The 24,954-nt window shown below is 69.4% G+C and carries 29 protein-coding genes and 2 tRNA genes; 21 read left to right on the top strand and 10 right to left on the bottom strand.

All coding sequences use genetic code 11. The features are described from left to right. Positions 1 to 145 precede the first annotated feature (145 nt). Positions 146 to 1,681, top strand: coding sequence for a sulfatase family protein (locus Aiant_RS26715; RefSeq protein WP_189329571.1), 1,536 nt, complete (start codon positions 146 to 148; stop codon positions 1,679 to 1,681). Here Aiant_RS26715 and Aiant_RS26710 read toward each other — a convergent pair whose 3' ends face one another. Next, positions 1,682 to 2,299: an NADPH-dependent FMN reductase gene (locus Aiant_RS26710; protein WP_189329570.1), complete on the bottom strand. Its 618-nt coding sequence runs from the start codon at positions 2,297 to 2,299 to the stop codon at positions 1,682 to 1,684. It lies immediately after the preceding gene. A gap of 112 nt (positions 2,300 to 2,411) precedes the next feature. Between Aiant_RS26710 and Aiant_RS26705 the strand changes: the two genes are divergently transcribed. Further along, positions 2,412 to 4,196, top strand: a complete 1,785-nt coding sequence (locus Aiant_RS26705; protein ID WP_189329569.1) for a glycoside hydrolase family 9 protein — start codon at positions 2,412 to 2,414, stop codon at positions 4,194 to 4,196. Positions 4,197 to 4,363: 167 nt separating this feature from the next. Continuing rightward, complete coding sequence (locus Aiant_RS26700) at positions 4,364 to 4,564, top strand: hypothetical protein (protein ID WP_189329568.1); 201 nt, start codon at positions 4,364 to 4,366, stop codon at positions 4,562 to 4,564. 39 nt (positions 4,565 to 4,603) lie between these two features. Here Aiant_RS26700 and Aiant_RS26695 read toward each other — a convergent pair. The 3 genes from Aiant_RS26695 to Aiant_RS26685 all read right to left on the bottom strand — a co-directional run bounded on the left by Aiant_RS26695 (position 4,604) and on the right by Aiant_RS26685 (position 5,615). Further along, positions 4,604 to 4,679, bottom strand: a tRNA-Lys gene (locus Aiant_RS26695). A 36-nt stretch (positions 4,680 to 4,715) separates the two neighbouring features. Continuing rightward, on the bottom strand, positions 4,716 to 5,471 hold the full coding sequence (locus Aiant_RS26690; RefSeq protein WP_189329567.1) for an SEC-C domain-containing protein: 756 nt from the start codon (positions 5,469 to 5,471) through the stop codon (positions 4,716 to 4,718). Positions 5,472 to 5,539: 68 nt separating this feature from the next. After that, positions 5,540 to 5,615 (bottom strand) — tRNA-Lys (locus Aiant_RS26685). Between the two features lie 134 nt (positions 5,616 to 5,749). Between Aiant_RS26685 and Aiant_RS26680 the strand changes: the two genes are divergently transcribed. The 4 genes from Aiant_RS26680 (at position 5,750) to Aiant_RS45905 (ending at position 9,552) form a co-directional block, all read left to right on the top strand. Then, positions 5,750 to 6,988, top strand: coding sequence for a L,D-transpeptidase (locus Aiant_RS26680; protein ID WP_189329566.1), 1,239 nt, complete (start codon positions 5,750 to 5,752; stop codon positions 6,986 to 6,988). A 147-nt stretch (positions 6,989 to 7,135) separates the two neighbouring features. Further along, positions 7,136 to 8,389, top strand: coding sequence for a L,D-transpeptidase (locus Aiant_RS26675; protein ID WP_189329565.1), 1,254 nt, complete (start codon positions 7,136 to 7,138; stop codon positions 8,387 to 8,389). A gap of 157 nt (positions 8,390 to 8,546) precedes the next feature. After that, positions 8,547 to 8,999, top strand: coding sequence for a GNAT family N-acetyltransferase (locus Aiant_RS26670; protein ID WP_229829902.1), 453 nt, complete (start codon positions 8,547 to 8,549; stop codon positions 8,997 to 8,999). A gap of 274 nt (positions 9,000 to 9,273) precedes the next feature. Continuing rightward, positions 9,274 to 9,552: a hypothetical protein gene (locus Aiant_RS45905; RefSeq protein WP_229829901.1), complete on the top strand. Its 279-nt coding sequence runs from the start codon at positions 9,274 to 9,276 to the stop codon at positions 9,550 to 9,552. A gap of 488 nt (positions 9,553 to 10,040) precedes the next feature. Here Aiant_RS45905 and Aiant_RS26660 read toward each other — a convergent pair whose 3' ends face one another. The 6 genes from Aiant_RS26660 to Aiant_RS26635 all read right to left on the bottom strand — a co-directional run bounded on the left by Aiant_RS26660 (position 10,041) and on the right by Aiant_RS26635 (position 15,072). After that, positions 10,041 to 10,835 carry an RAD23 family protein gene (locus tag Aiant_RS26660; RefSeq protein WP_189329563.1) on the bottom strand — a complete coding sequence of 265 codons (795 nt, stop codon included), beginning with the start codon at positions 10,833 to 10,835 and terminating at the stop codon, positions 10,041 to 10,043. Next, entirely contained in the window at positions 10,825 to 11,352 is a 528-nt protein-coding gene (locus Aiant_RS26655; RefSeq protein WP_189329562.1) for a SigE family RNA polymerase sigma factor, read from the bottom strand. Before Aiant_RS26655 ends, Aiant_RS26660 begins: the two co-directional genes overlap by 11 nt. A gap of 41 nt (positions 11,353 to 11,393) precedes the next feature. Beyond that, positions 11,394 to 12,596: a glycoside hydrolase family 12 protein gene (locus Aiant_RS26650; RefSeq protein ID WP_189329561.1), complete on the bottom strand. Its 1,203-nt coding sequence runs from the start codon at positions 12,594 to 12,596 to the stop codon at positions 11,394 to 11,396. A gap of 382 nt (positions 12,597 to 12,978) precedes the next feature. Beyond that, on the bottom strand, positions 12,979 to 13,425 hold the full coding sequence (locus Aiant_RS26645) for a hypothetical protein (RefSeq protein ID WP_212846523.1): 447 nt from the start codon (positions 13,423 to 13,425) through the stop codon (positions 12,979 to 12,981). Positions 13,426 to 13,692: 267 nt separating this feature from the next. Continuing rightward, on the bottom strand, positions 13,693 to 14,226 hold the full coding sequence (locus Aiant_RS26640) for an ATP-binding protein (protein ID WP_189329559.1): 534 nt from the start codon (positions 14,224 to 14,226) through the stop codon (positions 13,693 to 13,695). 6 nt (positions 14,227 to 14,232) lie between these two features. After that, on the bottom strand, positions 14,233 to 15,072 hold the full coding sequence (locus Aiant_RS26635) for a GntR family transcriptional regulator (protein ID WP_245006623.1): 840 nt from the start codon (positions 15,070 to 15,072) through the stop codon (positions 14,233 to 14,235). Between the two features lie 433 nt (positions 15,073 to 15,505). Between Aiant_RS26635 and Aiant_RS26630 the strand changes: the two genes are divergently transcribed. The 14 genes from Aiant_RS26630 to Aiant_RS26565 all read left to right on the top strand — a co-directional run bounded on the left by Aiant_RS26630 (position 15,506) and on the right by Aiant_RS26565 (position 24,638). Beyond that, a complete protein-coding gene (locus tag Aiant_RS26630) occupies positions 15,506 to 15,757 on the top strand; it encodes a DUF6284 family protein (protein WP_189329557.1) in 252 nt (83 codons plus the stop codon). Beyond that, positions 15,757 to 16,110 carry an RRQRL motif-containing zinc-binding protein gene (locus Aiant_RS26625; RefSeq protein WP_189329556.1) on the top strand — a complete coding sequence of 118 codons (354 nt, stop codon included), beginning with the start codon at positions 15,757 to 15,759 and terminating at the stop codon, positions 16,108 to 16,110. Before Aiant_RS26630 ends, Aiant_RS26625 begins: the two co-directional genes overlap by 1 nt. 34 nt (positions 16,111 to 16,144) lie before the next feature. Further along, the gene (locus Aiant_RS26620; protein WP_189329555.1) at positions 16,145 to 16,945 is read left to right on the top strand and encodes an ABC transporter permease; all 801 of its coding nucleotides are present in this window, start codon (positions 16,145 to 16,147) and stop codon (positions 16,943 to 16,945) included. Position 16,946: 1 nt separating this feature from the next. After that, a complete protein-coding gene (locus Aiant_RS26615; RefSeq protein ID WP_189329554.1) occupies positions 16,947 to 17,126 on the top strand; it encodes a hypothetical protein in 180 nt (59 codons plus the stop codon). A gap of 90 nt (positions 17,127 to 17,216) precedes the next feature. After that, positions 17,217 to 17,381 carry a hypothetical protein gene (locus tag Aiant_RS26610; RefSeq protein WP_189329553.1) on the top strand — a complete coding sequence of 55 codons (165 nt, stop codon included), beginning with the start codon at positions 17,217 to 17,219 and terminating at the stop codon, positions 17,379 to 17,381. Further along, entirely contained in the window at positions 17,381 to 17,533 is a 153-nt protein-coding gene (locus Aiant_RS26605) for a hypothetical protein (protein ID WP_189329552.1), read from the top strand. Before Aiant_RS26610 ends, Aiant_RS26605 begins: the two co-directional genes overlap by 1 nt. Before the next feature lie 2 nt (positions 17,534 to 17,535). After that, on the top strand, positions 17,536 to 17,730 hold the full coding sequence (locus tag Aiant_RS26600) for a hypothetical protein (protein ID WP_189329551.1): 195 nt from the start codon (positions 17,536 to 17,538) through the stop codon (positions 17,728 to 17,730). A gap of 18 nt (positions 17,731 to 17,748) precedes the next feature. Then, on the top strand, positions 17,749 to 17,988 hold the full coding sequence (locus Aiant_RS26595; RefSeq protein WP_189329550.1) for a hypothetical protein: 240 nt from the start codon (positions 17,749 to 17,751) through the stop codon (positions 17,986 to 17,988). Further along, positions 17,970 to 18,431 carry a DUF3307 domain-containing protein gene (locus Aiant_RS26590; RefSeq protein ID WP_189329549.1) on the top strand — a complete coding sequence of 154 codons (462 nt, stop codon included), beginning with the start codon at positions 17,970 to 17,972 and terminating at the stop codon, positions 18,429 to 18,431. The genes Aiant_RS26595 and Aiant_RS26590 overlap by 19 nt, the downstream gene beginning before the upstream one ends. Positions 18,432 to 18,448: 17 nt before the next feature. After that, positions 18,449 to 18,823, top strand: coding sequence for a hypothetical protein (locus tag Aiant_RS26585; protein ID WP_189329548.1), 375 nt, complete (start codon positions 18,449 to 18,451; stop codon positions 18,821 to 18,823). After that, positions 18,820 to 21,018: a cell division protein FtsK gene (locus Aiant_RS26580; protein ID WP_189329547.1), complete on the top strand. Its 2,199-nt coding sequence runs from the start codon at positions 18,820 to 18,822 to the stop codon at positions 21,016 to 21,018. Before Aiant_RS26585 ends, Aiant_RS26580 begins: the two co-directional genes overlap by 4 nt. Before the next feature lie 386 nt (positions 21,019 to 21,404). Beyond that, positions 21,405 to 21,746, top strand: a complete 342-nt coding sequence (locus Aiant_RS26575) for a hypothetical protein (RefSeq protein ID WP_189329546.1) — start codon at positions 21,405 to 21,407, stop codon at positions 21,744 to 21,746. A 376-nt stretch (positions 21,747 to 22,122) separates the two neighbouring features. Then, positions 22,123 to 23,061 carry a bifunctional DNA primase/polymerase gene (locus Aiant_RS26570; RefSeq protein WP_425322620.1) on the top strand — a complete coding sequence of 313 codons (939 nt, stop codon included), beginning with the start codon at positions 22,123 to 22,125 and terminating at the stop codon, positions 23,059 to 23,061. Then, on the top strand, positions 23,058 to 24,638 hold the full coding sequence (locus Aiant_RS26565; protein ID WP_189329544.1) for a hypothetical protein: 1,581 nt from the start codon (positions 23,058 to 23,060) through the stop codon (positions 24,636 to 24,638). The genes Aiant_RS26570 and Aiant_RS26565 overlap by 4 nt, the downstream gene beginning before the upstream one ends. Positions 24,639 to 24,954: the final 316 nt, after the last annotated feature.

Genomic DNA, 24,954 nt, shown 5'->3' with positions numbered 1-24,954 from the left:
CGGTTCCCCTTTCCGGAAGGACTCGGGCATCCACTATGTGTCACCGGCATCGATTCCACCGGCCACTTGAGGTTCTTTTAAAGATCATCTCAGCGGAGGCTAACCTGGCTCTCACCACCTCGCCGGACGGAGCACCCGCAGCACCATGATCCTTCGCCTACGTCGTGCCCTCCGCGCCGCCCTCGCCGTCGCCCTGCTCACCACGGCAGCCGGGTGCACGGGCTCCCACGGTGGTGGCCTCGCCGACGCGCTGGCACCCGCCGCGACCACCGAGGCCGGGGGCGCCAAGCGGCCGAACATCGTCTTCGTGCTCACCGACGACCTGGCGAAAAACCTGGTGCCGTACATGCCGGCCGTGCTGGCCATGCAACGCGAGGGCACCACGTTCACCAACTACACGGTGACCGACTCGCTGTGCTGCCCGTCGCGGGCCTCGATCTTCAAGGGGCAGTACCCGCACAACACCGGGATCTTCAAGAACCACGGCTCGGACGGCGGTTTCCAGCTCTTCCACAGCCGCGGCGAGGAGACCTCGACCTTCGCGACCGACCTGCACGCGGCCGGGTACCGCACCGCCTTCCTCGGCAAGTACCTGAACGAGTACCAGCCGAAGGATCTCCGGTACACCGGCAAGCCGTACGTGCCGCCGGGCTGGGACGAGTGGTACGCGGGCGGCAACGCGTACCAGAACTACGACTACGCGCTGAACGAGAACGGCGTGGTCAAGCGGTACGGGCACGCGCCGCGGGACTACCTGACCGACGTGGTCTCGGCGAAGGCGTCCGACTTCATCACCGCCTCGGCGGCGAGCGGCAAGCCGTTCATGGTCGAGGTGGCGACGTACACGCCGCACTCGCCGTACACGCCGGCGGCGCAGGACACCGGCAAGTTCGCGACCCTGCAAGCCCCGCGGACCCCGGCGTACGACCGGGTGCCGCTCAACGCGCCGCACTGGCTGTCCCGGCACGCCCCGCTGACCAAGAAGCAGCGGCAGACCCTGGACCTGGAGTTCCGCAAACGGGTGCAGGCGGTGCAGTCGGTCGACCGGATGATCGCCTCGCTGCGGGCCACGCTGACCGAGGCCGGCGTCGCGGACAACACGATCGTGGTGTTCAACTCCGACAACGGGTACCACATGGGTGAGTACCGGCTGACCTCCGGCAAGCAGACCGCCTTCGACACCGACGTGAACGTGCCGCTGATCGTCACCGGACCCCGGGTCAAGGCCGGTCAGACCGTCGACGAGGTGGTGGAGAACGTCGATCTGCGGCCCACCTTCGGCGAGCTGGCCGGGGCCAGGACGCCGGCCGACGGGGCGGACGGGGTGGACGGGCGCAGCTTCGTGCCGCTGCTCACCGGCGCCGGCGACCGGGCCTGGCGGACCACGGCCCTGGTCGAGCACCGGGACCCGGCCACCGACCCGGGCGACCCGGACTTCGAGGTGGACAGTGCGAACATCCCGCCGGCGTACAACGCGCTGCGCACCAAGACGTTCACCTACGTCGAGTACGTCGACGGGTCGAAGGAGTACTACGAGCGGGACCGCGACCCGGAGATGCTGAACAACGTCGTCGGCACGCTCACCCCGCAGCGGCTGGCCGAGCTGCACGCGGCCGTGGTCGCGCTGACCGCGTGCCGGGGCCAGTCGGCGTGCTCGGCCGCCGGGCGGTCGCCGGCCTGATCAGAACGGCCGGCCGCCGAACGCCGGCGGCCCGCTCGGCGTGATCACCGGATAAAGGCTCGACTGGACCTGCCAGGACGGCGCGGGGCGCGCCTCGGCGAGCACCCGGACCAGCGCCTGCGCCATGTCCCCCAGCGCGGTGTGCAGCCGCGGGTCGTCGACCAGGCCGTGCTCGTCGACGGTGCGGATGTCCAGCGGGAGGCGGACGCAGGCGGCCCGCAGCAGGCGCGCGCCGCCGTGCCCGAGCACCGACTCCAGGCCGGCCCGGGCGCCCTCGTCCCGCCCGGGCGCGACCACCGACAGCCAGGCGGCGGCCCGGCCGGTCAGCTCGCCGCCGTCGACCAGCCAGTCCAGCAGGTTCTTCAGGCTGCCGGGCAGCGCGCCGGCGTACTCCGGGGTGCTGAACAGCAGCGCGTCCGCGGCGACCACCAGCCGGCGCAGCTCGGCGACCGGCGCCGGCGGCGGCGTCTCCCCCGGCACGAACGCCGGCAGCCCGGACAGCCCGGTGTAGAGCGTGACGTCGAGGCCGGGCGGGGCGAACCGGGCGGCGGTGCGCAGCGCGGCAGTGTGCAGCGAGCCGTCGCGTGTGCTTCCCGAGATCAGCAGGACGCGGGTCATGGCGCCGACGATACGTCCTCACCTGCGGCGACCCGCTCACCGACAACTGTCAGATCTTTGCCGCACACCGGGTGCGCCGCGGTGATCGTGGACTCGGTGAGGCTTGCGCCTCGTGAGCCTCCGCCGCTGGTGCCCGCCCCTGCTCCTGCTCGTCCTGCTGGCCACCGCCTGCGACGCGCCACGACCGGATCTGCCCACCGCGCAGATCCGCGTCGATCAGGTCGGGTGGACCACCGGCGAAACCAAGATCGCGATGCTGCTCGCCCCCGGGGACGCCGCCGGGGCGACCGCCACCGTCGTCGACGCCGCCGGGCAGGTGGTGCTCACGGTCACCGCCGGACCCAGCCGGGGCGCCTGGAACCCGCGCTATCGCGCGATCAACCCGCTGGATCTCACGGCCCTGCGCCGGTCCGGCACCTTTCGGGTACGCCTGAACGACCACGTCCGAGCCGACTCGCCCCCGTTCCGGATCGGCTCCGCCGCACGGCTCTACGCCCCGCTGGTGGCCGGCTCGGTGAGTTACTTCCAGGCACACCGCGACGGCCCCGACCAGGTCGACGGCCCCTGGCAGCGGTCACCCGCACACCTGGCCGACCGGTCCGCGACGGTCTACCGCACCCCGGCCGACGACGACGCCACCCTGGAGTCCACCGGCGTCACGGCCGACGTCTCCGGCGGCTGGTTCGACGCCGGCGACTACCTGAAGTTCACCCACACCGCCGCGTACGCGCTGGTCGTCATGCAGATCGTGGAGCGCGACGGCCCGGCGCCACCGGACCTGGCCGCGGAGATCGGGCACGGCCTGGACTGGCTGGGCCGGATGTGGCGCGACGACGTCCTCTACACCCAGGTCGGGGTGGCCGGGAACGGTCACTTCCTCGGGGACCACGACGCGTGGCGGCTGCCGGAGGCCGACGACGAGCTGGCCGTGCGGCCCGGCGACCGGCGCTACTACCAGCGATACCGGCCGGTGTTCCGGGCGGCGGCGCCGGGCGACCCGATCAGCCCGAACCTGGCCGGGCGGGTGGCCGCCGCGTTCGCCCTGGCCGCCCAGCGCGAGGCCGTCGCCGACCCGGACCGGGCCCGGTCGCATCTGGACACCGCCGCCGCGATCTTCGGCCGGGCGGACACCGACCCCGGCGAGGACCTCGTCACCACCGTGCCGCGGTCGTTCTACCCCGAGGAGAGCTGGGCCGACGACCTGGCCCTGGGCGCCGCCGAGCTGGCGCTGGCCGGGACCGCGCTGGGCGACGGGCGGACCGGGGACTGGACCGGTCAGGCGGCGCGCTGGGCGGACGACGCCGGTGGCGGCGACGACGGACTGACCGTCTACGACGTCGACGCGCTGGCCGACGCCGAGCTGTACCGGCTGGCGCCGTCCGCCGCGCTCGCCGACGACCTGCGCCGGCGCCTCGACGGCGCGGTCGCCGCGGCCCGCGCGGACCCGATGGGCGCGGCGGCGGGCAGCGGCGGCGCCGACTACACGGCCCGGCAGCTGGGCTGGGCGGCCACCGCCGGCCTCTACCGGCGGATGACCGGGGACGACCGGTACGCCACGTTCGCCACCGCCCAGCGCGACGTCGCCCTCGGCCGCAACGGCTGGGGCATGTCCCTGGTGATCGGGGCGGGCAGCACGTTCCCCCGGTGCCCGCACGACCAGATCGGGACGCTGACCGGGATGTCGATGACCGGTGGCGTGGTCAACGGGCCGAACGCGGCCGACCGGGTGGAGTCGCTGGAGCGGGAGACACCGGAGACGCTCTGCTCGGCCGGGTCCTATGCGGACTTCGACCGGCCGGACGCGCAGTACGCGGACGACATGCGGGTCTCCGCGACCAACGAACCGTCGATCGACTTCACCGCGGCCGGAATGCTGGCCTTCGCCCTCGTCCGGTGAGACTCACCGGGAAGATGCCAGTGTTGCGCGATCGGTGAACTGATTACTGACCGTAGGCGTATCCGGAGGTGAGTCGCGTCGGGCAGGACTGCCGGGACGGTGGCGGCCGGACCGCTCCGGCCCGATGCGACTGCTCCGACGACGAACGATCGGGAGGGTGATCCTCGATGGCGCGATCCGACCTCACCGTCGACCTCGACGGGCCGGCCGACCCGGCCCGGACGGTCGAGTACACCGCGGCGATGTGCGGCGAGACCCTGGCCGGCACGGCCTGGCTGGCCGGGCACGACGCCGAGTGCGAGGATTTCTGCAGCCGGGTGGCGGTGGTCTGCCTCAGCCCGCTGGACCGGGTGCTGGTCACCGGCTGAGAAAGCGAAAGGGCCCCGCGACGGGGGCCCTTTCGGATGTGGTGCGCCGCGTAGGACTCGAACCTACAACCCGCGGATTAAGAGTCCGCTGCTCTGCCAGTTGAGCTAGCAGCGCCGGCCAACGAGGAGAAACGTTAGCACACCCCGGAGGTCAGCCCCGGGCCCGGGGGAGGCAGCACTTCTTGTACTTCGTGCCGGAACCGCACCAACACGCAGCGTTACGCTGCGGCGGCCACTCGGCGGCCCCCTGGGCATCGGCGGCCTCGTCCGCGTAGGCCGCGTGGGTGTCCTGGGCGGCCGGGTCGAGGCCTTCGGCGGCGGCGAAGGCCTCCAGGGCGTCCACCGAGCCGACGATCAGGCCCAGGTGCACCACGCCCGCGTCGGACCAGGCGCTCAGGGCCCGCTCCACGCCCTCGCGATGCCGGTCCCAGTCCGGGTTGTAGATGTCGGCCCGCTCGGGCCAGCGGGCGATCAGCCGGGTGAACTCCGGCGCCGGCCAGAACAGCATGGCCCGGCCCTCCTGCGGGTCCGGCCCGCCGGCCGCCGCCTCCATCTCGTGGTAGAGGTCGTCGAGGTCGTCGTGGCCCAGGTCGAGCTCCTCGCGCACCCGGTGCCGCTCCCTGACCAGCTCGAACAGCTGCTCGGCCCGGCCGGCGTCCGACACGCCGCCGGCGATCGTGGTCACCGCCTCGGTCAGCCACTCCTCGGCGACCGTGCCGAGGCCGCAGGCGCAGAGCGCCTCGGTGAGGTAGGCCGGGGCGCCCGGATCGCGCAGCAGCTCCGGGCGGAGCGCCTCGAACTCCCGGCGGCCCTCCTCCGCGCTGCCGGAGGTCACCAACCGCTCCGCGTGCCGGGCGCGGGCGGGGTTGTCCATCTGGTCGGGCGCGATCGTGGCATCGGAAGGCACGGGCCACCCTAACCCGCGACAACGACAAAGGCCGCAGACACCCGGGAGGTGTCGCGGCCTTGATCGTGTGGTGCGTCGCGTAGGACTTGAACCTACAACCCGCGGATTAAGAGTCCGCTGCTCTGCCAGTTGAGCTAGCGACGCCTGGCAACGAGGAAAACCGTAGCACGGCCTCGGAAGATCCTCGAAATCGCCTCGATCCCTCCTTGAGGGGGACCCACGATTTGCGCGCATGAGTCAGGATGTCTGCGCCGAGAACTCCAGAACGGGGCACGACGATGGTTGACTTCCGCCGCTGTGTGGCTGCGCTGCTGGCGCTGGCCGTGACCGTGCCGCTCGCGGCATGCGGCGACGACGACAAGCCGACGTTCGCCGAGCCGGCCCAGGCCGCCAGCGCGAACCCGGGCGCCTCCGCCGTTCCGGAGAGCACCACCACCCCGGCCGCACCGGCCACCCTGGCCATCACCCCGGCCGCGAACAAGAAGAATGTGCCGACCAGCGCCGAGATCGGTGTCAAGGTCAGCAACGGCCAGGTGACCTCGGTCAAGCTGACCGACAGCAAGGGCAAGGCGGTCGCCGGCAAGCTCCGCGAGGACGGTTCGTCCTGGGTGCCGGGCAAGACCCTGAAGAACAACGAGAAGTACTCGGCCGAGGTCACCGCCACCGGCACGGACGGCGGCACCACCACGGCGCGGACGACGTTCACGACCATGGGTGACGCGGCACACCACACCGGCACCGGGCTCTACCTCTTCGACGACCACACCTACGGCGTGGCCATGCCGGTGGTGGTCGAATTCAACCCGGGGATCAAGAAAGCCGACCGGGCCGCCGTGCAGAAGCGCATGTTCGTCGAGACCACGCCGGCCCAGCCGGGCACCTGGTCGTGGACCTCCACGGGCAACGCGGCGTATTACCGCGCCCCGCAGTACTGGCAGACCGGCACCCGGATCAGCGTGCGGATCGCGGTCGGTGGCCTGCCCACCGGCAAGGGCCTCTACGGCGACCGGGACCGCGCGGCGACCGCCAAGATCGGGCGCAAGTTCGAGATGAAGGTCGACAACGCCAGCAAGAAGATGACCGTGCTCAAGGACGGCAAGCAGATCAGGACGCTGCCGGTGAGCCTCGGCAAGAAGAGCACTCCGTCGTCCAGCGGCACCATGGTGATCATCGAGAAGATGGCGCAGACCGTCTTCGACACCACCGACACCGACCCGGAGAACGGCTACAAGGTCGACATCGAGTACGCACAGCGACTGACCTGGAGCGGGCAGTACATCCATTCCGCGCCGTGGTCCACGGGTGCTCAAGGTCACCGGAACGTGTCGCATGGATGTGTCAATGTCTCACCTTCGAATGCGCGCTGGCTCTTCGACAAGACGCTGGTCGGCGACCCGGTCACGGTGAAGGGGACCGAGGACAAGCTGGACTACGGCAACGGCTGGACGCCATGGGACGTGAGCTGGGAGAAGTTCGCCGCCGGCAGTGCCCTCCCGGTGCCGGCGAACCTCGGCTGACCAGGGTCCGGCGCGACGGTCGATTCAGCGTTCGGCACATCACACCGATAGGGCAGACAGCGCGTCGCGGCACGAATCCGGGATTGGTCAACTGGCGTCTTTGGAGCAGTATTGGGCGCCGGGGAGAAACGACGCCGTGAGGGGACCATGGAGATCGACGGAGTCCAGCCGACGGAGCTGAGCCAACGGGCCGGCACCGGCCGCCGCCGGGTGCGGGCGACCCTGGTCGCGCTGCTCGCGGGCAGCCTGCTCTTCACCGCCGCGTGCAGCGGCAGCAAGTCACCGTCCTGGCAGGGCGGCAACGACAACGCGGCCGGCGCCGCGTCCGAGTCCCCGTCCGCCGCCCCGCTGCCCAACACGGCCGAGGTCACCTCGCCCAAGGCGGCGGCCACCGGCGTCGAGGCCTGGTCCGACGTCAGCTACACCAGCGAGGACCCGGAGAACACCACCGTCAAGGTGACCGACGCCAAGGGCGACGAGGTCAAGGGCACCGTCGACAAGGACAAGAAGGTCTGGCACCCCAGCGAGTCGATGGACTGGGGCAGCAAGTACACGGTGACCGTCAGCACCCCGGAGACCGAGGGCAAGAACAACACGGTCACCAGTGAGTTCACCACCATGAAGAAGCCGGCCAACCTGGTGCGCGTCACCAGCTTCCTCGGCGACAACAACACGGTCGGCGTCGGCATGCCGCTGATCGTCAAGTTCGGCCGCGCGATCCCGGAGAAGTACCGGGGCGACGTCGAGCGCAAGATGGTGGTCACCGCCACGCCCGCGCAGGAGGGCACCTGGCGCTGGATCAGCCCCACCGAGGTGCACTTCCGGCCCAAGGTGTACTGGAAGGCGTACTCGAAGGTCTTCTACAAGGTCCAGCTCAAGGGCGTGAAGATGGGCGACGGGTGGTATGGCAAGTCCGACCTCACCGTCGACATCAAGATCGGCCGCTCGTTCGTCATGACCGTCTCCAACAGCACCAAGAAGATGACGGTCAAGCAGGACGGCAAGACGATCAACACGATCCCGGTGAGCCTCGGCAAGGCGAGCACGCCGTCGTCCAGCGGCACCATGGTGGTGATGGAGAAGAAGGAGCACACCGTCTTCGACACCACCGACACCGACCCCAACGGCGGTTACCGCACCGACATCGACTACGCCCAGCGGATCACCTACAGCGGCCAGTTCATCCACGCCGCCCCGTGGTCCGAGGGCAAGCAGGGCCGGGTCAACGTCTCGCACGGCTGCGTCAACGTCTCCGAGGCGATGGGCAAGTGGCTGTTCCAGCGCACCATGATGGGCGATCCGATCACGGTCTCCGGCACCGAGGAGAAGCTGAAGAACGGCAACGGCTGGACCGACTGGAGCCTGAGCTACGAGGAGTACAAGAAGGGCAGCTACCTCTGAGCTGACGGTCGTCAACCCCCGCTTCGGCACGGGCCCGGTCTTCGGACCGGGCCCGCGTTCGTTCTCTTTCGGTACGCCCGGAGCCGCACCCACCAGCCCCACGAGTGGTGATCGCGTTCCGGGGACGGCGTGCGGTGGCGGTCGTAACGTTCTGCGTGTGCACATCCGCCCGATCCACCAGGGTGACGCGCCGCGGCTGGCGGCCCTGCTCGACCAGCTCGGCTACCCGTCGAGCCTGCGGGACGTCCGGCACCGCCTCGGCTACTGGCTGGACGACCCGGCCAGCTTCCTGATCGGCGCGGACGACGACGGCATGCTGGCCGGGGTGGCGGCCCTGCACGTCACACCGATCATCGAGGTGACCGGGAAGTTCGCCCGGCTGGTGGCGCTCGTGGTGGACGCGGAGAACCGCAAGCGCGGCGTGGGCCGGGCCCTGATGGCGGCGGCCGAGGAGCGGGCCCGGGCGGCCGGCTGCCTGTTCATGGAGGTCACCAGCGGCCGGCAGCGCCACTCGGCCCACCGTTTCTACGAAACTCTCGGCTACACCGACACCCACGAACGAGCGCGCCGCTTCGTCCGCTCCCTCACCACCCCGCCGACTCCCCCGTGACCCATCCCGGGCGGCGCCTCCACCGCCTTCCGCTCTCCTGATCGCGCAGCCCGGCATCGGGCCGTAGCGTTAAGGGATGGCACGATTTGGGCGCTTTGTCGCGCTGGTTGTGATTGCTGGCCTCACCGGCTGCGGCTCGGCCACGAAACCCGGGACACCGGAGACATCGGCCCGCCCGAGCGTCGCCGGACCCGCGCCGAGTGACCCGAGCGCGGCCACGGGAGGGGCGCCGGGCGACCCGAGCGAGTCTGTCGCGCCGGGGTCGTCGGCGGCGGTGGACGATCCGCCGGGGCTGCTCACCTGCCGGGCCCTGGCCCGGGCGATCCGGGAAGCTTCGCTGATGCGGCCGGGGGTGGTCCAGGGGATCGTGGACGTCAGCGGGACGGCCGACGCCCCGGTCGCGGACGCCGCGGCACGGTTGGCGCAGGCGTACCGGACGGCTCTGGCCTCGCGCGGCGCCCAGGGTGAGCCGGACGCGGTCGCGGCGGTCAGCGCGGCCGCCGCCGACATGGCGCAGGTTTGTGCGGACAGCGGCTTCGATATGGCGGACTGATCGCACGGGGGCTGCGGTCGTACCGTAAAGCGGCGGTCGGCAAGGCCAGCGGACCGAGACCTGAGCAGCGGTCCTGGGACCGGCCCGGAAGGCGGACCGAGACCGAGCAGCGGCGCAGGAACCGGGCCCCGAAGGCGAACCGAGACCGAGCAGCGGCGCAGGAACCGGGCCCCGAAGGCGAACCGAGACCGAGCAGCGGCGCAGGAACCGGGCCCCGAAGGCGAACCGAGACCGAGCAGCGGCGCAGGAACCGGCCCCGAATGCGAACCGAGGCCGAGCAGCGGCGCGGGAGACGCGTCGGGACGCGGACCGGACCGGGAGTGCGCCTCGGGAACACAGACTGGGACTGATCAGCGGATCGGGAATGCGCCTCGGGAACGCAGACCGGGACTGATCAGCGGGCCGGAATGCGGCCGGGCCCGATCCGTGGGGATCGGGCCCGGCCGGGGGATGCGAGCGACAGCCGGTCGGGGACGGGGGAATCCGGCTCAGCTCGCTGTGAAGGCCCCCGTGACCTCCACTTTCTGGTCTCCTGCCGAGACGAACGCGCCATACAGGTCGGCGCCGAGGGCCCGTTTCCCGGAGGCGTGCTCGTACTGGGCGGCGAAGACGTAGCTGCCGGCGGCGAGGGTGCCGCCCGGTCTCAGGGTGAACCGATAGATCAGCGCGTCCTTCTCCTCGGTGACCGTGATCGTCATCATCTCGGCGGGGATCGTGCTCCACCTGCCGGTGCTGCGCAGGCCGTCGGTGCGGGCCACGCTGATCGCCAGGTCCAGCGCGGTCACCTGCTTCGCCGCGGTGAGGGTCACGTCGCTCTGCGCCCAGGTCGGGGTGGAGTGTGAGTTGATCACTCCGGTGGTGCTGACGAACCCGGAGATCGGCTGGTGACTCGGCGTCGCCGGGGTGGCGGTGGTTCGCCCGGCGTGCGGTGTGGCCGTGCCGCCGGTGTGCTTCGGCTTCCCGGCCGGGGACGACGGGATGCCGGTCGGCAGCGGCGGCCGGGTGGTCGGCGCCACCGAGGCGGTGCCGGTCGTCGCGGTCGGCGTCCGGTCCGGTTCGTCAGCGGTCAGGATCCGCATCCCGGTGAACCCGGCGACCAGGGTGGCCACCACCGAGGCGGCCGCGGCGACCGGGCGGAAGCCGGTGAGCCGGAGGAAAGGGCGCGACGCCCGGACCGGCGCGGCCGCGAACCGCTGCCGATTGATCCGATCGAACATCGCCTCGCCGTCCGGCACGTGCCGCTCGGCCTCCTGGCGCAGCACCGCGCCCAGGTCATCGACCATGGTGACCTCCTCCCGTCGTCAGCGGCATCTCCCGCAGGAACTCGCTCAACTGCGCGGCGCCCCGCGACGTGTGACTCTTCACCGCGCCGACCGAGATCCCGAGGATCTCGGCGACCTCCTTCTCCGGCACGTCGAAGGCGTACCGGAGGATCACGCACTCCCGGCGGCGCAGCGGGAGACGCCGCAGCGCCGCCCGCACGTCCAGGATCGCCGGGGTGTCGGTCTCCCCGCCGCGCTCGCGGCGCAGCAGGCCGAGGCGGAGCAGGCCGGCTCGTTCCCGGGTCTGCTTCTTGATCCACTGACGGGCCAGGTTGGTCACGATGCCGCGGGCGTACGCGATCGGGCTGTCCGCCGCGCACACCCGCTCCCAGTGCCGCCAGACCTCGACGAACGCGTCCGACGCCAGATCGTCGGCGACCTGCGTCTCGCCGGTGACGAGGTACGCGAGGCGCGACAGGTCGGTGTGGTGTTCGTCGAAGAAGCGCCTGAAGGCGCGTTCGGCGTCGTCCTCCGGCACGCGGCTCTTCCTGACCGTGGCGGGTCCGCAGGCGGACCGGTTCAGCTGATCTTCACCGAGTACGCGCTGGTGTCGAGTCGTCCCGAGCCGGTGAAGACCTCGGTTCCGGCCTGCACGCTGGACAGATACTTGGTCTTGTCGAGCCATCCCCGCCCTGCCAGGTGGTCGGTGAAGTCGGTCAGGTTCAGGTCGGCCGAGGTGGTGTTCGAGGTACGCACGAACGAGTACACGGTCCAGCCGATGTCGCCCTTGTAGAGGTCCCAGGTCGTCCCGCCGACCGTGACGGTCGCCTGCTTGGTGCCGACCGGGCCGGCGCCGCCGGACCTGTAGAGCCAGACCATGACCTCGTCGGTGGGCTGGTCCTGCCAGTCGGCGGTGCCGGTGGAGTGCAGCCAGAGGTCGTAGGAGACGTTCATGATGGTGGCGGTCTTCGCGGTGACGGCGAAGTTCCAGCTGGTCCGGACGTTCTTACCGGCGCTGAGCGGGATCGGCAGGCCGGTGCCGGTGGCCTTCCAGCCCCAGTGCCAGCCGAGGACCGCGCCGGCGTAGGACTTGACCTTGGTGGGGTCGCCGGACCAGGTCCAGCTGGTGCCCCAGCTGAGGTTGTCGCCGGTGAGGCCGTTCTCCCAGACGCACTGGGAGCCGGTGCCGTCCGCCTTGCCCCAGACGTTGTTGTTGATCCAGTACTTGCCGCGGAGGAGGGCGGCGTAATCGGTGCAGTTCTCGGCGCCCTTGGTGACCGTCGCGCTGGGCGTCGCGGTCGCGGTCTTGGTCGCGGTGGGCGTCGCGGTCGCGGTCCTGGTCACCGCCGGGGACGTCGTGGCGGTGGCGGTCGCCCCGCAGGTCACCCCGTTCAGGGTGAACGCGCTCGGCACCGCGTTGCTCCCACTCCACGCCCCGGTGAACCCCACCGCCACCGTTCCCCCGGCCGCGATGCTCTTGTTCCACCCCGCGTCGGTCACCGTGACCCTCGTGCCACTCTGGGTCCAGGTGCCGTTCCACCCCGACGCGAGCGTCTGCCCGGACGGGAACGCGAACCCGAGCGTCCACCCGTCGACCACCGACGACCCGGTGTTGCGCACCTTCACGTCACCGGTGAAGCCGCTGTTCCACTGGCTGGTGACGGTGTAGGTGACGGCACACGTCGCGGCCTCGGCGGCATCCGCGTGCAGAACGCCGAATACCGCGGCGCCGGTGCCGAGCGTCGCCACCGCGAACGGGACGACGAAACGCTTCGCGAGCATCAGGGGAACTCCCGGGGGAAGGGATGAAGGTTGATCACATCCCCAGTGGCCCCGGAGGCCGGAAAGGTTGCGCGCTGCCCGAAAGTATTTTGAGCGCCGCCGCAGCGTACGAAAAAGGCCCGGTCCGAAGACCGAGCCTTTCGTTACATGGGGTGATCGACGGGACTCGAACCCGCGACCCCCTGGACCACAACCAAGGTCATTAAGCCGGGCATGCCGTGCGCGAGGTACGTGCGCCCAGTTCAGACGCGCTCTCTCGTGTCAGATGAGAGCCGCTGACGGTGGCCTACCGACGCTGACCGCTCCCAACCTGCTCCCACTTCGCTCCCAAATCTCGATCGAAGCTTCTTGATCGTCCGAGCCGGTCGCTGAAGGCGACTAGCTAAGCGCCGAACGCCGTTCGCCGTAGGTAAGCCGTCCTGGCGGGTCGGTCCGGCAAGGCGTCTAGCGTTGCTTGAGACGCATCGATCACTGGCTGAAGGGTGCTGAGGTCGGCGGTCGGGAACGGTGACGGGAGATGGCTTAGAGGCGTCGCGATGACGCCGGCCGCGCCCGCCTCCATGCGGCTGCCGATCTGGCGTGATGAGCCGTCTAGAAGGGTAAATTCCGGCCCCGCTGCATGCCTGATGCTCGCGATATCGGGAAGCCCGATTTTTGCAATCTTCCCGCCAGCCGGGAGCACGCCGTTCTTAGCGGCCATTGCGGCCAGCTCAGAATCAAATACGGTCGGCGTGTACATCGGATGGCTATAGATGTAAGAATCGGCTGGCAGTGAGGATAGAAAATCTAAAGCCGCACCCTTGTTTGCAAGTCCTTGAAGAACTGCCATAGGCCTAATACCTCGGGCACTCGCTTCCTCTATGTCGTCATTATTCCAGCAGCAGGCAACAAGCCTTTCAGGCGGCAACTGCTCTAACCAGATGTCGACAATTGACCCTCTATCGCTGACAGATAGCAGGTCGCCGCGCGTAGTGGAGCCTGACAACAGGAATGAGTGCACCCAAGTGTTGGCCGCTCGGCTGATGTATGGCCTGATCGCACTAGTGTCGATCACTCCCGGCGCACCGGGGGTCAAAGCGGGAACGTAGACAATCATCTAACGAGGCGTCCCTTTCCAAAATCCGTCAATCAAGCTGGCGGCTTGCTGAATCGACATTATCGACGTGTCGATGAACAGGTCCGCGCCTTGAAGTGGCTCAGTGGCGTCCCAGGCACGCAAACGTTCGTCATCATCATCAGTATTACGTTCTCGGATGCGGGTTGCGGCAACATCGCGGGGGCACCAAAGATATACGACCGCCCAGGAGGCTTCTGGCACAGCCCTCGTAACCTCAGAGACAGCGGGAACTTGGCCCAGGTGCACCACCGTTATTGACCGACCTATGTGGTCGATCAGAAATGACCGGTCGATGATGTAGCTAGAACTGTATCGAGCGTTTTCCCATACCACTTCGCCGCGTTCACGTAGGTGTTCGATCTCAGCCGTCGTCGCCATCCGATAGCCGCTCGTCCGCCCCGAGCCCACCTTGATGCGAGGGAAAAGACGATAGGCCGAATTGATCTCATGCAACGCGGCAGTGATCGAGTCCTTCCCAGCGGCCGGCGGGCCGTAGAGGATTACACCTTTCATCACCGCTCACTCGCCAGCTTCATTAGCGAGGATTGCCTTCAGTAGCTCTTGCGACTGCTCCTGGAGTGGCGAACTGGAGGCGCTGTTGTCGATTAGCTCGTACGGTGCCACCGGACGGAAATCGAGGCCAATACGCCCGATGTAACCGTTCCAGTCAGCCAGCTTAGCGGAATCTCTCGCCGCGCCTCGATGCCGGATGTATGCCTGCATCGTCGGTTCGTCGCAAAACACCCAGACGAGAGTTACCCGCGCTCGGTACTTCGACAGCCGAGCGCTCGTCCGGCTAATCCACGCAGCATCGCCAAACTCGCGGAGGAATGGCGCAGTAACGATAGCGCTATTGCCGCATTCCACATTTTCGTCAGTGGCGGCAAGCAGCGCCTCATATTCACGCGGCCGGACGAGATCCAGATACGTGTCAGATTCTCGATCGTTCGGCGACATGCCGAGAACTTCGAGCGCCGCCTCCACTACCGGCCTGGTGAGCGTGTCTTTGTCGAGCATCGGCCAACCCGTTTGACGCGCCAGAATTCGGCCTAGTTCAGTTTTCCCGCTACCGGCGAATCCGCCGATGAAAATCACGTGCGGCGCGGCTGTCCGATATTCGGACCGCGGAACCGGTTGAGCTGGGGCGCGGACAACTCGCCGAGACCTCGACTGGCTCACCACTAGGCCCTCTTCCATGAGGACCTTCATCGCTTCGGAAATAGTGAAGACGCTTACGTTCCATTGCGCTGCCAGGTCGCGCGTCGAGGGCAACACCTGACCGTCACGAAGTACGCCGGCCTCAATCTCGTTGCGAATGTTCCGCGCAATCTGCTGATGAAGCGACTCGGGCGGGGTCAAGCGGGGGCGAGACGTAGCCATCTGGGTTGTCCTCACTGCCGCACGCGGCTCCGGTAGCCAACTAGGCGAGCCTACCAACACCTAACAGTTGACTGCCCTGTGAGCCCGCTCTCCGCTGCTCAGAGCCTGTTTGTGCCATAACAGTTGAGTGGTAGAGCTAACAACTGTTAGCGTGAGCTGCATAGCCGGTCGGGCTCCGACACGGCGGAGGTGGCTTCGGCTGCACCGTTCGTGATCGTCCCGCCGCGCACACGTTTTCTGAGAACTCCATAGAGCCGCTGGGTCGCACCTCCCACGGGACGGAATCCCGAAAAGGTCGCCGCGCATGGGCGCTGGTCACCCATGCACCGTTCTTCGTCATTTCGCTGGTCAGCGCGGCATCAGCCGCTCGTGTTTGGTGCCGCGCTGGCCCTTCCTATGGAGGAAACATCCCGTGAGCGATCACGACTTCTACACCGAGCCGACCGCCGCCGACCTGGCGGCGATCGAGGCTGAGGAACCACTACTCGCCGCGGAGTTCGCGTGGGCGGTGGCTGAGGTTGAGCTGCTGGCCGCGATCAACCGTGGTCGGTCCTGCGAGTTGGACGTGCGGCGCGTGCGCCGCGCCGAGCACGCGGTAATCCGCGAGACGTTCGCGCTGGTCAATCGGCTTAACCGCTCGCCGAGCCCGCGCCGCGTGGCTTGATGGCCCGCGTTCGGGCCGCGTTCCACGATCCGGAGGGCACCCGGTACGGCATCCCCACCTACTGGTGGAAGGGTGCTCCGTCCGGCTATGCCACCCGCCGTCAACTGCGGGAACGCGGTCTCTGTCCTGGTGGTCAGCCGATCGCCGCTCAGATCTTGTGGCGCGGCGTGGGCGGTACCCGAGCCGCCTACCTCTACCGCACTGACCTGGCCCGGCCGAAGCGCACCGCTACCCCGGCCGTCCGGGCGGCGCTCGCCAAGGCGATGCGCGCCCGCCGCACCTGCTCGACCTGCCGGGCCGTCCGGCCCTACTGCATTCCGCGCTCGCTCGGCTGCTGCATCGAGTGCGCGTGACCTGCCCTTATCCCTGATCCGGAAGGAACAGCCGATGACCGCCCCGAGCGCCTACCCGCGCACCGTCGACGAGTTGATCCCGCACGCTCGTGACCTGGCCGACCGGCTCGGCAAGATCCCGAGCCGCAACCTGCTGATGACGACGTTCAAGGTCGGTGGGCCGAAGGCGAAAGAGCTGCTCGCCGCGCTCATGCCTGCCCCGGCCGCGTCGACCGCTCCCGAGCCGATTGAGCCCGAGCCGCCCGCCGAGCCGATTTTGCCGGCCGAGCCGGTCGCCGAGCCCGCGGTGCCCCCGGCGCCGCTACCGCCGATCTCGGCCGACAAGACCCCTGATCTCGGTATTGCCCGCCCGTCCGCCGCGCCGGTCGAGCCGCCGGTGGCCGAGCTGGGCGGCAAGCCCGAGAGGAAGCGGCGGCCGGTCGTCTGGCCGGTCTTGATCCTGTGCCTTCCCGCGTTCGTCGCGGTGTGGGGCGGCTGGGTGGAGATGGGTCGCATGACGGGGTTCGGCATGGTCAAGCCGCTGCCGGGCATCGCCGACAACTTCGAGATCAACACGGCGATCACGCTGCCGATCGGCGTGGAGACCTACGCCGCGTACGCCCTGTACGTCTGGCTGTCCGGCCTGGTAGACGGGGCCGCGCGCAAGTTCGCCATGTGGTCTGCGATCGGCTCGCTGCTGGTCGGCGGCGGTGGTCAACTCACCTACCACCTGATGGTCACCGCCGGGTGGCAGACCGCCCCGTGGCCGATCACCGCCGCCGTCGCGTGCTTGCCGGTCGCAGTGCTCGGCATGGGCGCCGGTCTGGCGCACCTGATGCACCGCACGGCGGCCTGACATGGGCAAACACCGTGACATTGCCGAGAAAGCCGCCCTCGACCTGGCTACTCACTCGCTCGTGACGTTCCTGGGCAAGGCGGGTTTGCGTGATCGCGCGAACGCGTCGCTGACCCCGGAGCAGAGCGAACTGCTCGACGTGGCTGCTCGCCGTCACGAGCGCCGCGAGAAGAACCGCTAGATCCGCCCGACGGCACGGCTACTGGCCTGGTAACCGCGCCGTGCCGTCGGTCTCCCCATCCAGTCACCAGACCTTCGGGAGGTCACCAGTATGGCAAGCAATCTGTTCAGCGCGAGAAGCCGCCGCGAGCGTTCCGCGTCCGAGATCAAGGCCGAGCAGGACCGGGCTCGCGCCCAGGACGAGCGCGACGCCCGCGCTGCCGCCGCTCGCAACGGCCGCGATCGCCGCTCGATCGGTAACGGCGGTGGCCGCTGATGGCCGACCAGGTTCCGAACACGATCACTGACCAGCAGTGGGCCGACATCGCCCGTCGCGCTCACAAGGCAAACCCCAGCGTGCTCTCCGACGACGCGATTCGCCGCCGTCGGCTCTACGGCGAGCAGAAGAACAAGGCACAGCAGAGCTGATCATGTCGGACGGCTGGATCTGGCTGAGCTACTACGCCGTCGGCTACTGGCCTGCGTGGTTCGCCGCCATCGAGCAAGTGCACGAACACGCGGAGGAGAGCGCCCGGCAGGTGCTCTCCTCCGCGATCAGGCAAATCCCTGTGGCTGTCTCGCCTGCTGTCGACGACGCGCGAGCACAGCTATCCCGCTGGAACTGACCCCGGAGGACTTCGGTCATGGGCAAGAAGAACAAGAACATCGTCAGCGACGGTGACATCGTCGCCGGTCGGCGCACGATCACCACCGGCGGCCGGCACATCGTCAGCGACGGCGACATGTACGTCGTGCGAGGCCGATCCGTCAGCAACGGCAAGGCCCGTCAGTGCACGTCCTGCGGCGGCACCGGCGGCTGGCAGACCACCACCCAGGACGGCCAGTCGGTGACCGTGCACACCGGATGCGGCGCCGTCCAGTGACCGCCGCCGGGGTGTTCGCCGCCGTCTTCGTCGCGCTCTACGTCGCGCACCAGTTCGCCGATCACTGGGTGCAGAGCCAGCACCAAGCCGACTGCAAAGGCCGTCCCGGCTGGCCCGGCCGTATCGCATGCGCAGCCCACGTCGCCACCTACACCGCGACGGCCCTGTTCGCCCTGGCCGCGCTGCGGTGGTCCCTCGACCTCGACCTGAGCCCCGGCCGCGTCGCCGCCGGGCTGGCCGTCTCGGCGGTCACGCACTACATCGCCGACCGGCGCACGCCACTCAAGCGGCTCGCTGATCTGTGCGGTGCTGGCCGGTTCTACACGCTCGGCATCCCCCGGCCCGGCCACGACGACAACCCGTCGCTCGGCACCGGCTCGTACGCGCTCGACCAGTCCTTTCACTACCTGTTCCTGTTCATCGCCGCCCTCGTGATCGCCTGACCGGAACGGAACCACCGATGCCTTTACGTCGCCTTTTTGATCTGCTCACCTGCCGCCGGGCCGTCTCGTTTCAGTCGCCGGACGGTGAGGCGTTCCGAGCCGTGATCAGCCCGGCGCTGTGCGGCGGGTTCGTGCTCGCCATCGACTACACCGACTGCCAAGTCATGGCTGATGCCGATCTCGGCACCCGCATGGACGACTACGACAACCCGAACGCGGCCGAGTTCGCCGCCGCCGACCAGGGCTTGACAGACCTGGGACTGACCCGCACCGAGCCCTGGCGCGCTGAGGGTTGCCCGGGCCGTTTCGTTGCTGCGATCGCCGACGCGTCGGCGCAGCTCACCCCCCTCGCATGCCCGGGCACGACCGACCGAACGGAGGACCGTTCATGAGCACCGCTGCCCTGCCCGATCCCGACGACTTCGACCTCACCCCTACCAAGTCTGACCCCGACGACACCACTGCGGCGGTGCTCGACTTCGTCCTGGAGCGCCGCCGCCGGGCCGAACGGGCGGCCGATCCGGACGCCGATCCCGACGAGATCGAGGACGCTGAGAGCTTCGACGACGCGCCGCCGGTCGAGGGCGGGCCGGTCGATATGGCCGACGACATTCCCGCCGAAATCCGCGACCGGCGCCAGGACCGGCGGCCGATCCTGGCCGACTGGGCACGCTCGTGGCGCGGCCTGCGGGCCATGGTCAAGCACCAGACCAAGGACGCCGGCTACGTGGTCGCCTACCACGGGGTCCGGTCGCCGAAGTACGCCGGGAAGCTCGCCCTGTGGGCTCCGGTCGGCGCGGTCCGGGGCATCGGCCGCGCGCTGCACTGGGCGATGGCTGAAGAGGGCAACTGGGACCTGCGTCAGGCCGCCGCCCAGCGCGGCGAGGCGGACGTATGGCTCAAGCTCGACGCCCGCCGCCAGCGACAGAGCGTGTGGCGCTGGTGGGTGCTCGCGTTCGCCCTACTCGCCGCCATCGCCGCGACGGTCGTGCTGGCGCTCGGCCCGGCCTGGTGGACCTACGGGGCGCTCGCCCTGGTCGTGCCGCTGCTGGCCACGGTCGGGCGACCGGCAGACCGGCCGATCACCGACCGCGTCTCGGAGGGCAACCGGTACCGCAAGCTCACCGCCGAGCTGGTCCGCCGGGCGCTCACGTCGTTGCAGCTCGCCGCCATCAACTCCGCGGTGGCAAAGGACCCGAAGGCCATCGCGTTCCCGTACGACATCCACCGCGACGGCCCCGGCCACATCGCGATCGTGGACCTTCCCTACGGGGTCGAGGCGTCCGAGGTGATCGCCCGCCGGGGCAAGCTCGCGTCCGCGCTGCGGCTCCCGCTCGATCAGGTGTGGCCCGAGCCCGCGCCCGGTCACACGGGCCGGTTGGCGCTGTGGGTCGGCTACGAGCCCGCGTCGCAGATGAAGCAGCCGCCGTGGCCGCTGCTGTCCGACTCGGCCAAGGTCGACCTGTTCAAGCCGTTCGCGTTCGCCACCACTCCCCGGCTCGACAACGTGACGGTGGAGATGATGTTCCGCAACTGGATCTTCGGTGGTCAGCCGGGCTCCGGTAAGACGTTCGCGCTGCGTGACCTGCTGCTCGCGGCCGGGTTGGACGCGCGTGCGGAGATCCGGGGCTACGAACTGAAGGGCGTCGGGGACTTCGCCGTGCTGGAGCCGATCATGGCCGAGTACGGCAACGGCTTCGACGACGAAACCCTCGCCCGGTGCTTCGCCTTCATCGAGTGGCTGTACGAGGAAGCCCGCCGCCGGTCCAAGCGGATCGAGCACTACGCCAAACTCGGCAAGGCCCCCGAGAACAAGGTCACGCCGGAACTGGCGTCGCTGAAAGACTCCGGTCTGCACCCGCTGGTGGCCTGGTTCGATGAGCTGCAAGAGCTGATGACCAGCAAGTACGGCAAGGAAGCCGGGGAGATCCTGGAGAAGGTCATCAAGCTCGGCCGGGCGCTCGGGATCATCATCCTGATCGGCACCCAGATCCCGGACAAGGACAGCCTGCCGACCGGCATCACCCGCAACGTCAACTCCCGGTTCTGCCTGTCCGTGGCCGACCAGACCGCGAACGACATGATCCTGGGAACGTCGGCATACAAGCTCGGCTACCGCGCCACGGTGTTCGAGCCGGTCAAAGAAGCCGGATGGGGTGTCCTGCGGGGCTTCGGCAAGGTCCAGTCGGTCCGGTCGTACTACGTCGACACGACCGCCGCCGCAAAGATCGTGGCCCGCGCCATCGCCCTGCGCACCGCCGCCGGCAACGTGCCGACCTTCCCGGAGGACCGGGAGGTAGCGCCGCAGCACGACCTGCTCGCCGACCTGTTGCAGATCTGGCCGGGCGATGAGGCGAGCGTGTGGAACGAGACGCTGATCGAGCACCTAGCCGAGCTGCGACCGGAGATCTACGGCGGCTGGAAACCGGCTCAGCTCACCGCGATGCTGTCCGGCAAGCCGTACGGGATCAAGGTCGCTCAGATCAGCCGACGCATCGACGGCAAGGTGGTCAACCGGCGCGGCCCGGCGCACGCCGACATCCTCACCAAGGCCACGGAGCGTAAGCGAAACCAGAGCGGCAACTGACCGCGCTGAGGCTGCTTGCGCAAGCGGCACGACCTGCTTGCGCAAGCAGCCCTGCTAGCACCTGATCTAGATCATGAGCTGCCGGTTAGCGGATAGCAGCTCACACCCCTTCATGCCCTGAAAACGGCTCGGGAGGCTGTTTTGAACCCCCAGCTCACGGCCGCTATCGGCCTGCTCGCCGCCTTGATCGTTATCACTCTCTGCTACGCTTTCGCGTGCTGGGTTTGGCCGTTCCGCTCCTGCCGCAAGTGCGGCGGAGACGGCAAACGACGCTCACCGTCCGGCCGCGCGTTCCGGCTCTGCCGCCGCTGCACCGGCACCGGGCGGCGACTGCGGGCCGGGCGCTGGATCTACAACCAGCTTTCGCGCCGCTACCGGGACGCGCGGTGAGAGCGCGGACCGTGGCCCGCTTCCGGCGGGTCGAGACGCCGCACACCGACTGGTGCACCCGTGATCACCGCTGCGGGGTCAACGAGCACCGGTCGGCCGACATCATCGCCGACGCAGCCGGCGGCCGGGCGATCATCACCCGCGTCCGCGCGGCCGATGTCGACTACGCCGAGATCCGCATCCGTGTCCCGCTCTCCCGCTCCGAGTCGGCCGCGCGGGAGCAGCTCGGGACCGCGTTGCACCTGTGCCGTGAGCTGCTGACCGCCGTCGCCGCGATCATGCCGTCCGCGCTGGCCCGCCGCACCGACCGGTGGGCGATCGGCCGTCAGGCCGCCTGATGACCGGCCCGGCCTCGCTGGTCTGCGCAGCCGGCTGCGGCAGCCCGCTTCACCCGGCCGCCGTCGCGGGCCGGCACACCAGCCACCCCGGATGCGACCCCGCTGCACAGCCGCCCGCCGATCGGCGGGTGTTCCTGTGGAGGTGCCTGGCCTGCGGCGCGAACGGCCCGACCGACTCCGGTCAGCACGCCGCGCACCTCGGATGGGTGCACGACGTGTACGCCTGTCCGGCCGCCCCAGCGATCAGCGCCGAGGAACGCGCCCGGCGTGTCGCCCGCCGGCTTGATCTCAGCTCCCGCTACCCCGGCCAGGCACCGCCCTGGCCGCCCGCTGCCCGCCCCGATCTAGGAGGCTCCCCATGCTCGACCCTGGCCCCTTGCGGGCCGCCGCGCTCGGCCACGCCGGCCGAGGGTGGCACGTCTTCCCGCTCCGTCCCGACAACCGGCCCCACGACCCGGATCACCCGAAAAAACCCGCCTTCCCCGACCACGGCACGGACCGATGCACCCGCACCGATCCGCGCTGCCGCGCCGGGCACACCGGCTGGGAGGCCCGCGCGACCTGCGACCCGCGCCGCATCGGCCGCGCGTGGTCGTTCACGCCCTACAACGTCGGCATTGCCTGCGGACCCGCCGGCCTTGTGGTGATCGATCTCGACGTGCGCAAGCCCGGCGCCGACGTGCCGGACGGTCACGACGGGTACCGGCACGGCTTGCAGGTGTTCACCGACCTGTGCCACCGGCACGGCCAGGACGTGCCCGACGACACGTTCACCGTGGCCACCGGCAACGGCGGCCAACACCTGTACTTCCAACACCCAGCCGGTGAGCCGCTGCGCAACACCCAAGGCGACCGGGGCGGACTCGGCTGGCTGATCGACACCCGGGCGCACGGCGGCTACGTCGTCGCTGCAGGCTCGACCGCCGGCGGCCGGGCGTACCGGGTACTGCACGACTTGCCGGTACGCGAGTTACCCGGCTGGATCGCCGGGCTGCTCCGCCCGGCCGAGCCGATCAACCCGCGCAAGGTACTGGGCGATTTCTCCGCATTTCGGCGGAGTGCGTACGTGCGAGCCGCTGTCGGCAAGACGCTCGACCGGCTCGCCGCAGCGCGGCCCGGCGGCCGCAACTTCGCGCTCTACGTCGCTGCGTGCTCGCTCGGGCAGCTCGCCGCCGGCGGGGCGCTGACCGACGCCGAGGTGACCGAGGCGCTGACCCCGACCGCCCACGCGATCGGCTTATCCGAGCGCGAGACCGCCCGCACAATCCGCTCCGGGCTGCTCGCCGGGGCACGCAGCCCGAGGAGGGTGGCATGACCGGCAACGAGACGGCCGAGCCGCGCCGGGTGAAGGTCGGCACCGGCCCCGAAACGATCCGCACCCTCAAACGCGAGCTGACCACCGGCCTGCTGCCCGACACGTACGTGTCCGGCGGCGCCCTGGTGCACATGGAGACCGTGTCCGGCGGGCTGACCGGCGCGGCCGACGAAGACTCCCCGCTGCCGGTCAACGCCAGCGTCATCCAGCCCGCCGGGCTGGCCGGGCTGCTCGCCGAGCACGCGCACGTCTACCGCAAGAAGGTCCGCAAGAACGCAGAGGGGGAAGTGGAGACCTACGACGAAGAGTGCACCCCGCCGCGCGAGGTGCTGGCCGCCGTGCTGACCGGCAAGACCTGGCCCAACGTGCCCGCGCTGCGCGGCATCATCGGCGCACCTGTCCTGCGCCGCGACGGCACCCTGTTGCAGGCCCCCGGCTACGACCCGGCGACCGGCCTCTACCTGGCCTCCAAGGTCGACCTGCCACCGGTACCCGAGACGCCGACCGGCGAGCAGGTCGCCACCGCGCGCACGTTCCTGCTCGACAGGTTCCTGCGAGACTTCCCGTGGTCGGGCAAGGCGGACCGGGCGAACTACATCGCGCTGCTGGCCACGCCGATCCTGCGGCACTTCACCCGCAGCCTGACCCCGTTCGCGCTGATCGACGCGACCATGCCCGCCTCCGGCAAAACAATCTTGACCGCCGGGCCGGGGATGCTCTACGGGCAGCGGGTCATGCCGTGGGCATACGCCGAGGAGGAGTTGCGCAAGAGCATCACGGCGGTGCTGGCCGAGCAGGTCGGCGTGGTCATCTGGGACAACCTGGCCGAGGGCACTGTCATCGACTCCGCGGTGCTCGCCCAGTTGGTCACTTCCGGTGTGTGGTCGGATCGCCAGCTCGGCGCGTCGCGCAACGTGGCCACGGTCAACGACCGGCTGTGGATGGCCACCGGTAACAACTTGCAGGTCGGCGGGGACATGGCCTCCCGCACCGTCCGGGTGCACCTCGATCCAAACATGCCCCGACCGGAATCGCGTGATCAGTCCGGGTTCGGCATCCCGCACCTCGATCAGTGGATCACCGTCCCGGCCAATCAGCTCACCGTGCTGTGGCACCTGCTCGTGCTGGTGCTTGACTGGACGCGGGCCGGCGCACCTCGGGCGATCGGAGTGTCCATGCGCCAGTTCACGCCGTGGGCACAGGCGCTCGGCGGGTTCCTGGCCCACCATGGGATCGAGGGATTCCTGACCAACATCGCCGACGTGCGGGGAGTCGATGAAGACGAAACCCGCTGGCGCGGGTTCCTGTCCTGCTGGCACGAGCGCTACGGCACCACGCCGATGACCGCCGCCGAGCTACGCCGTGGCGCCGAACCGGTCGTCATCGGCGGAGATGTCAGCGATCCGTGGGACGGGCAGTTCATCACCACCCCGACCGGCAAGCTGCCCAACGCCGTCGTGCTCGGACGGATGCTGACTGGGCAGAACGGCAGGTGGCGCGGGGACTACGTGATCCGCGCCGGGAAGTCCGAACGCGGGGACCGGGCCGTCTTCACCGTCGAGCACCACGGCGACTAGGTCCAATCTGCTGAAACATCTCCGCATCTCCGCACTGCCCTCCCGAAAGTGGCAGCTACCAGGAGAAACAGGCTGCGGAGATACCGGGTGTTGGATCTCCGCACATCTCCGCATCTCCGCACGATCAAAGGCTCTCAAGGTCATGCGGAGATGCGGAGATCTGCGGAGATGCGATCCGACCATCTCCGCAGCACAAAACCGCAGGTCAACCGCGCTGCTGCGGAGATGCGGAGATGTTTCAGCCGATCCAGCCCCACAAAGTCACCGCGACCGAACCGACCCGCTGAGAGCCACACAGACACATACGCCCATGGCC

The organism is Actinoplanes ianthinogenes (assembly GCF_018324205.1).
GTDB lineage: Bacteria > Actinomycetota > Actinomycetes > Mycobacteriales > Micromonosporaceae > Actinoplanes > Actinoplanes ianthinogenes.
Note: the sequence above shows the minus strand (reverse complement) of the source record. Positions and strands in the feature narration are given on the sequence as shown.

What these genes read in the sequence shown, in the direction of transcription:
- Aiant_RS26580 (WP_189329547.1), top strand. Translation starts at nt 18,820, where the DNA reads ATGAGCACCGCTGCCCTGCCCGATCCCGACGACTTCGACCTCACCCCT.
- Aiant_RS26640 (WP_189329559.1), bottom strand. Translation starts at nt 14,226, where the DNA reads ATGAAAGGTGTAATCCTCTACGGCCCGCCGGCCGCTGGGAAGGACTCG.
- Aiant_RS26715 (WP_189329571.1), top strand. Translation starts at nt 146, where the DNA reads ATGATCCTTCGCCTACGTCGTGCCCTCCGCGCCGCCCTCGCCGTCGCC.
- Aiant_RS26585 (WP_189329548.1), top strand. Translation starts at nt 18,449, where the DNA reads ATGCCTTTACGTCGCCTTTTTGATCTGCTCACCTGCCGCCGGGCCGTC.
- Aiant_RS26600 (WP_189329551.1), top strand. Translation starts at nt 17,536, where the DNA reads ATGTCGGACGGCTGGATCTGGCTGAGCTACTACGCCGTCGGCTACTGG.
- Aiant_RS26565 (WP_189329544.1), top strand. Translation starts at nt 23,058, where the DNA reads ATGACCGGCAACGAGACGGCCGAGCCGCGCCGGGTGAAGGTCGGCACC.
- Aiant_RS26710 (WP_189329570.1), bottom strand. Translation starts at nt 2,299, where the DNA reads ATGACCCGCGTCCTGCTGATCTCGGGAAGCACACGCGACGGCTCGCTG.
- Aiant_RS26615 (WP_189329554.1), top strand. Translation starts at nt 16,947, where the DNA reads ATGGGCAAACACCGTGACATTGCCGAGAAAGCCGCCCTCGACCTGGCT.
- Aiant_RS26620 (WP_189329555.1), top strand. Translation starts at nt 16,145, where the DNA reads ATGACCGCCCCGAGCGCCTACCCGCGCACCGTCGACGAGTTGATCCCG.
- Aiant_RS26590 (WP_189329549.1), top strand. Translation starts at nt 17,970, where the DNA reads ATGCGGCGCCGTCCAGTGACCGCCGCCGGGGTGTTCGCCGCCGTCTTC.
- Aiant_RS26605 (WP_189329552.1), top strand. Translation starts at nt 17,381, where the DNA reads ATGGCCGACCAGGTTCCGAACACGATCACTGACCAGCAGTGGGCCGAC.
- Aiant_RS26680 (WP_189329566.1), top strand. Translation starts at nt 5,750, where the DNA reads ATGGTTGACTTCCGCCGCTGTGTGGCTGCGCTGCTGGCGCTGGCCGTG.
- Aiant_RS26610 (WP_189329553.1), top strand. Translation starts at nt 17,217, where the DNA reads ATGGCAAGCAATCTGTTCAGCGCGAGAAGCCGCCGCGAGCGTTCCGCG.
- Aiant_RS26625 (WP_189329556.1), top strand. Translation starts at nt 15,757, where the DNA reads ATGGCCCGCGTTCGGGCCGCGTTCCACGATCCGGAGGGCACCCGGTAC.
- Aiant_RS26660 (WP_189329563.1), bottom strand. Translation starts at nt 10,835, where the DNA reads ATGGTCGATGACCTGGGCGCGGTGCTGCGCCAGGAGGCCGAGCGGCAC.
- Aiant_RS26700 (WP_189329568.1), top strand. Translation starts at nt 4,364, where the DNA reads ATGGCGCGATCCGACCTCACCGTCGACCTCGACGGGCCGGCCGACCCG.
- Aiant_RS26650 (WP_189329561.1), bottom strand. Translation starts at nt 12,596, where the DNA reads ATGCTCGCGAAGCGTTTCGTCGTCCCGTTCGCGGTGGCGACGCTCGGC.
- Aiant_RS26595 (WP_189329550.1), top strand. Translation starts at nt 17,749, where the DNA reads ATGGGCAAGAAGAACAAGAACATCGTCAGCGACGGTGACATCGTCGCC.
- Aiant_RS26675 (WP_189329565.1), top strand. Translation starts at nt 7,136, where the DNA reads ATGGAGATCGACGGAGTCCAGCCGACGGAGCTGAGCCAACGGGCCGGC.
- Aiant_RS26645 (WP_212846523.1), bottom strand. Translation starts at nt 13,425, where the DNA reads ATGGCAGTTCTTCAAGGACTTGCAAACAAGGGTGCGGCTTTAGATTTT.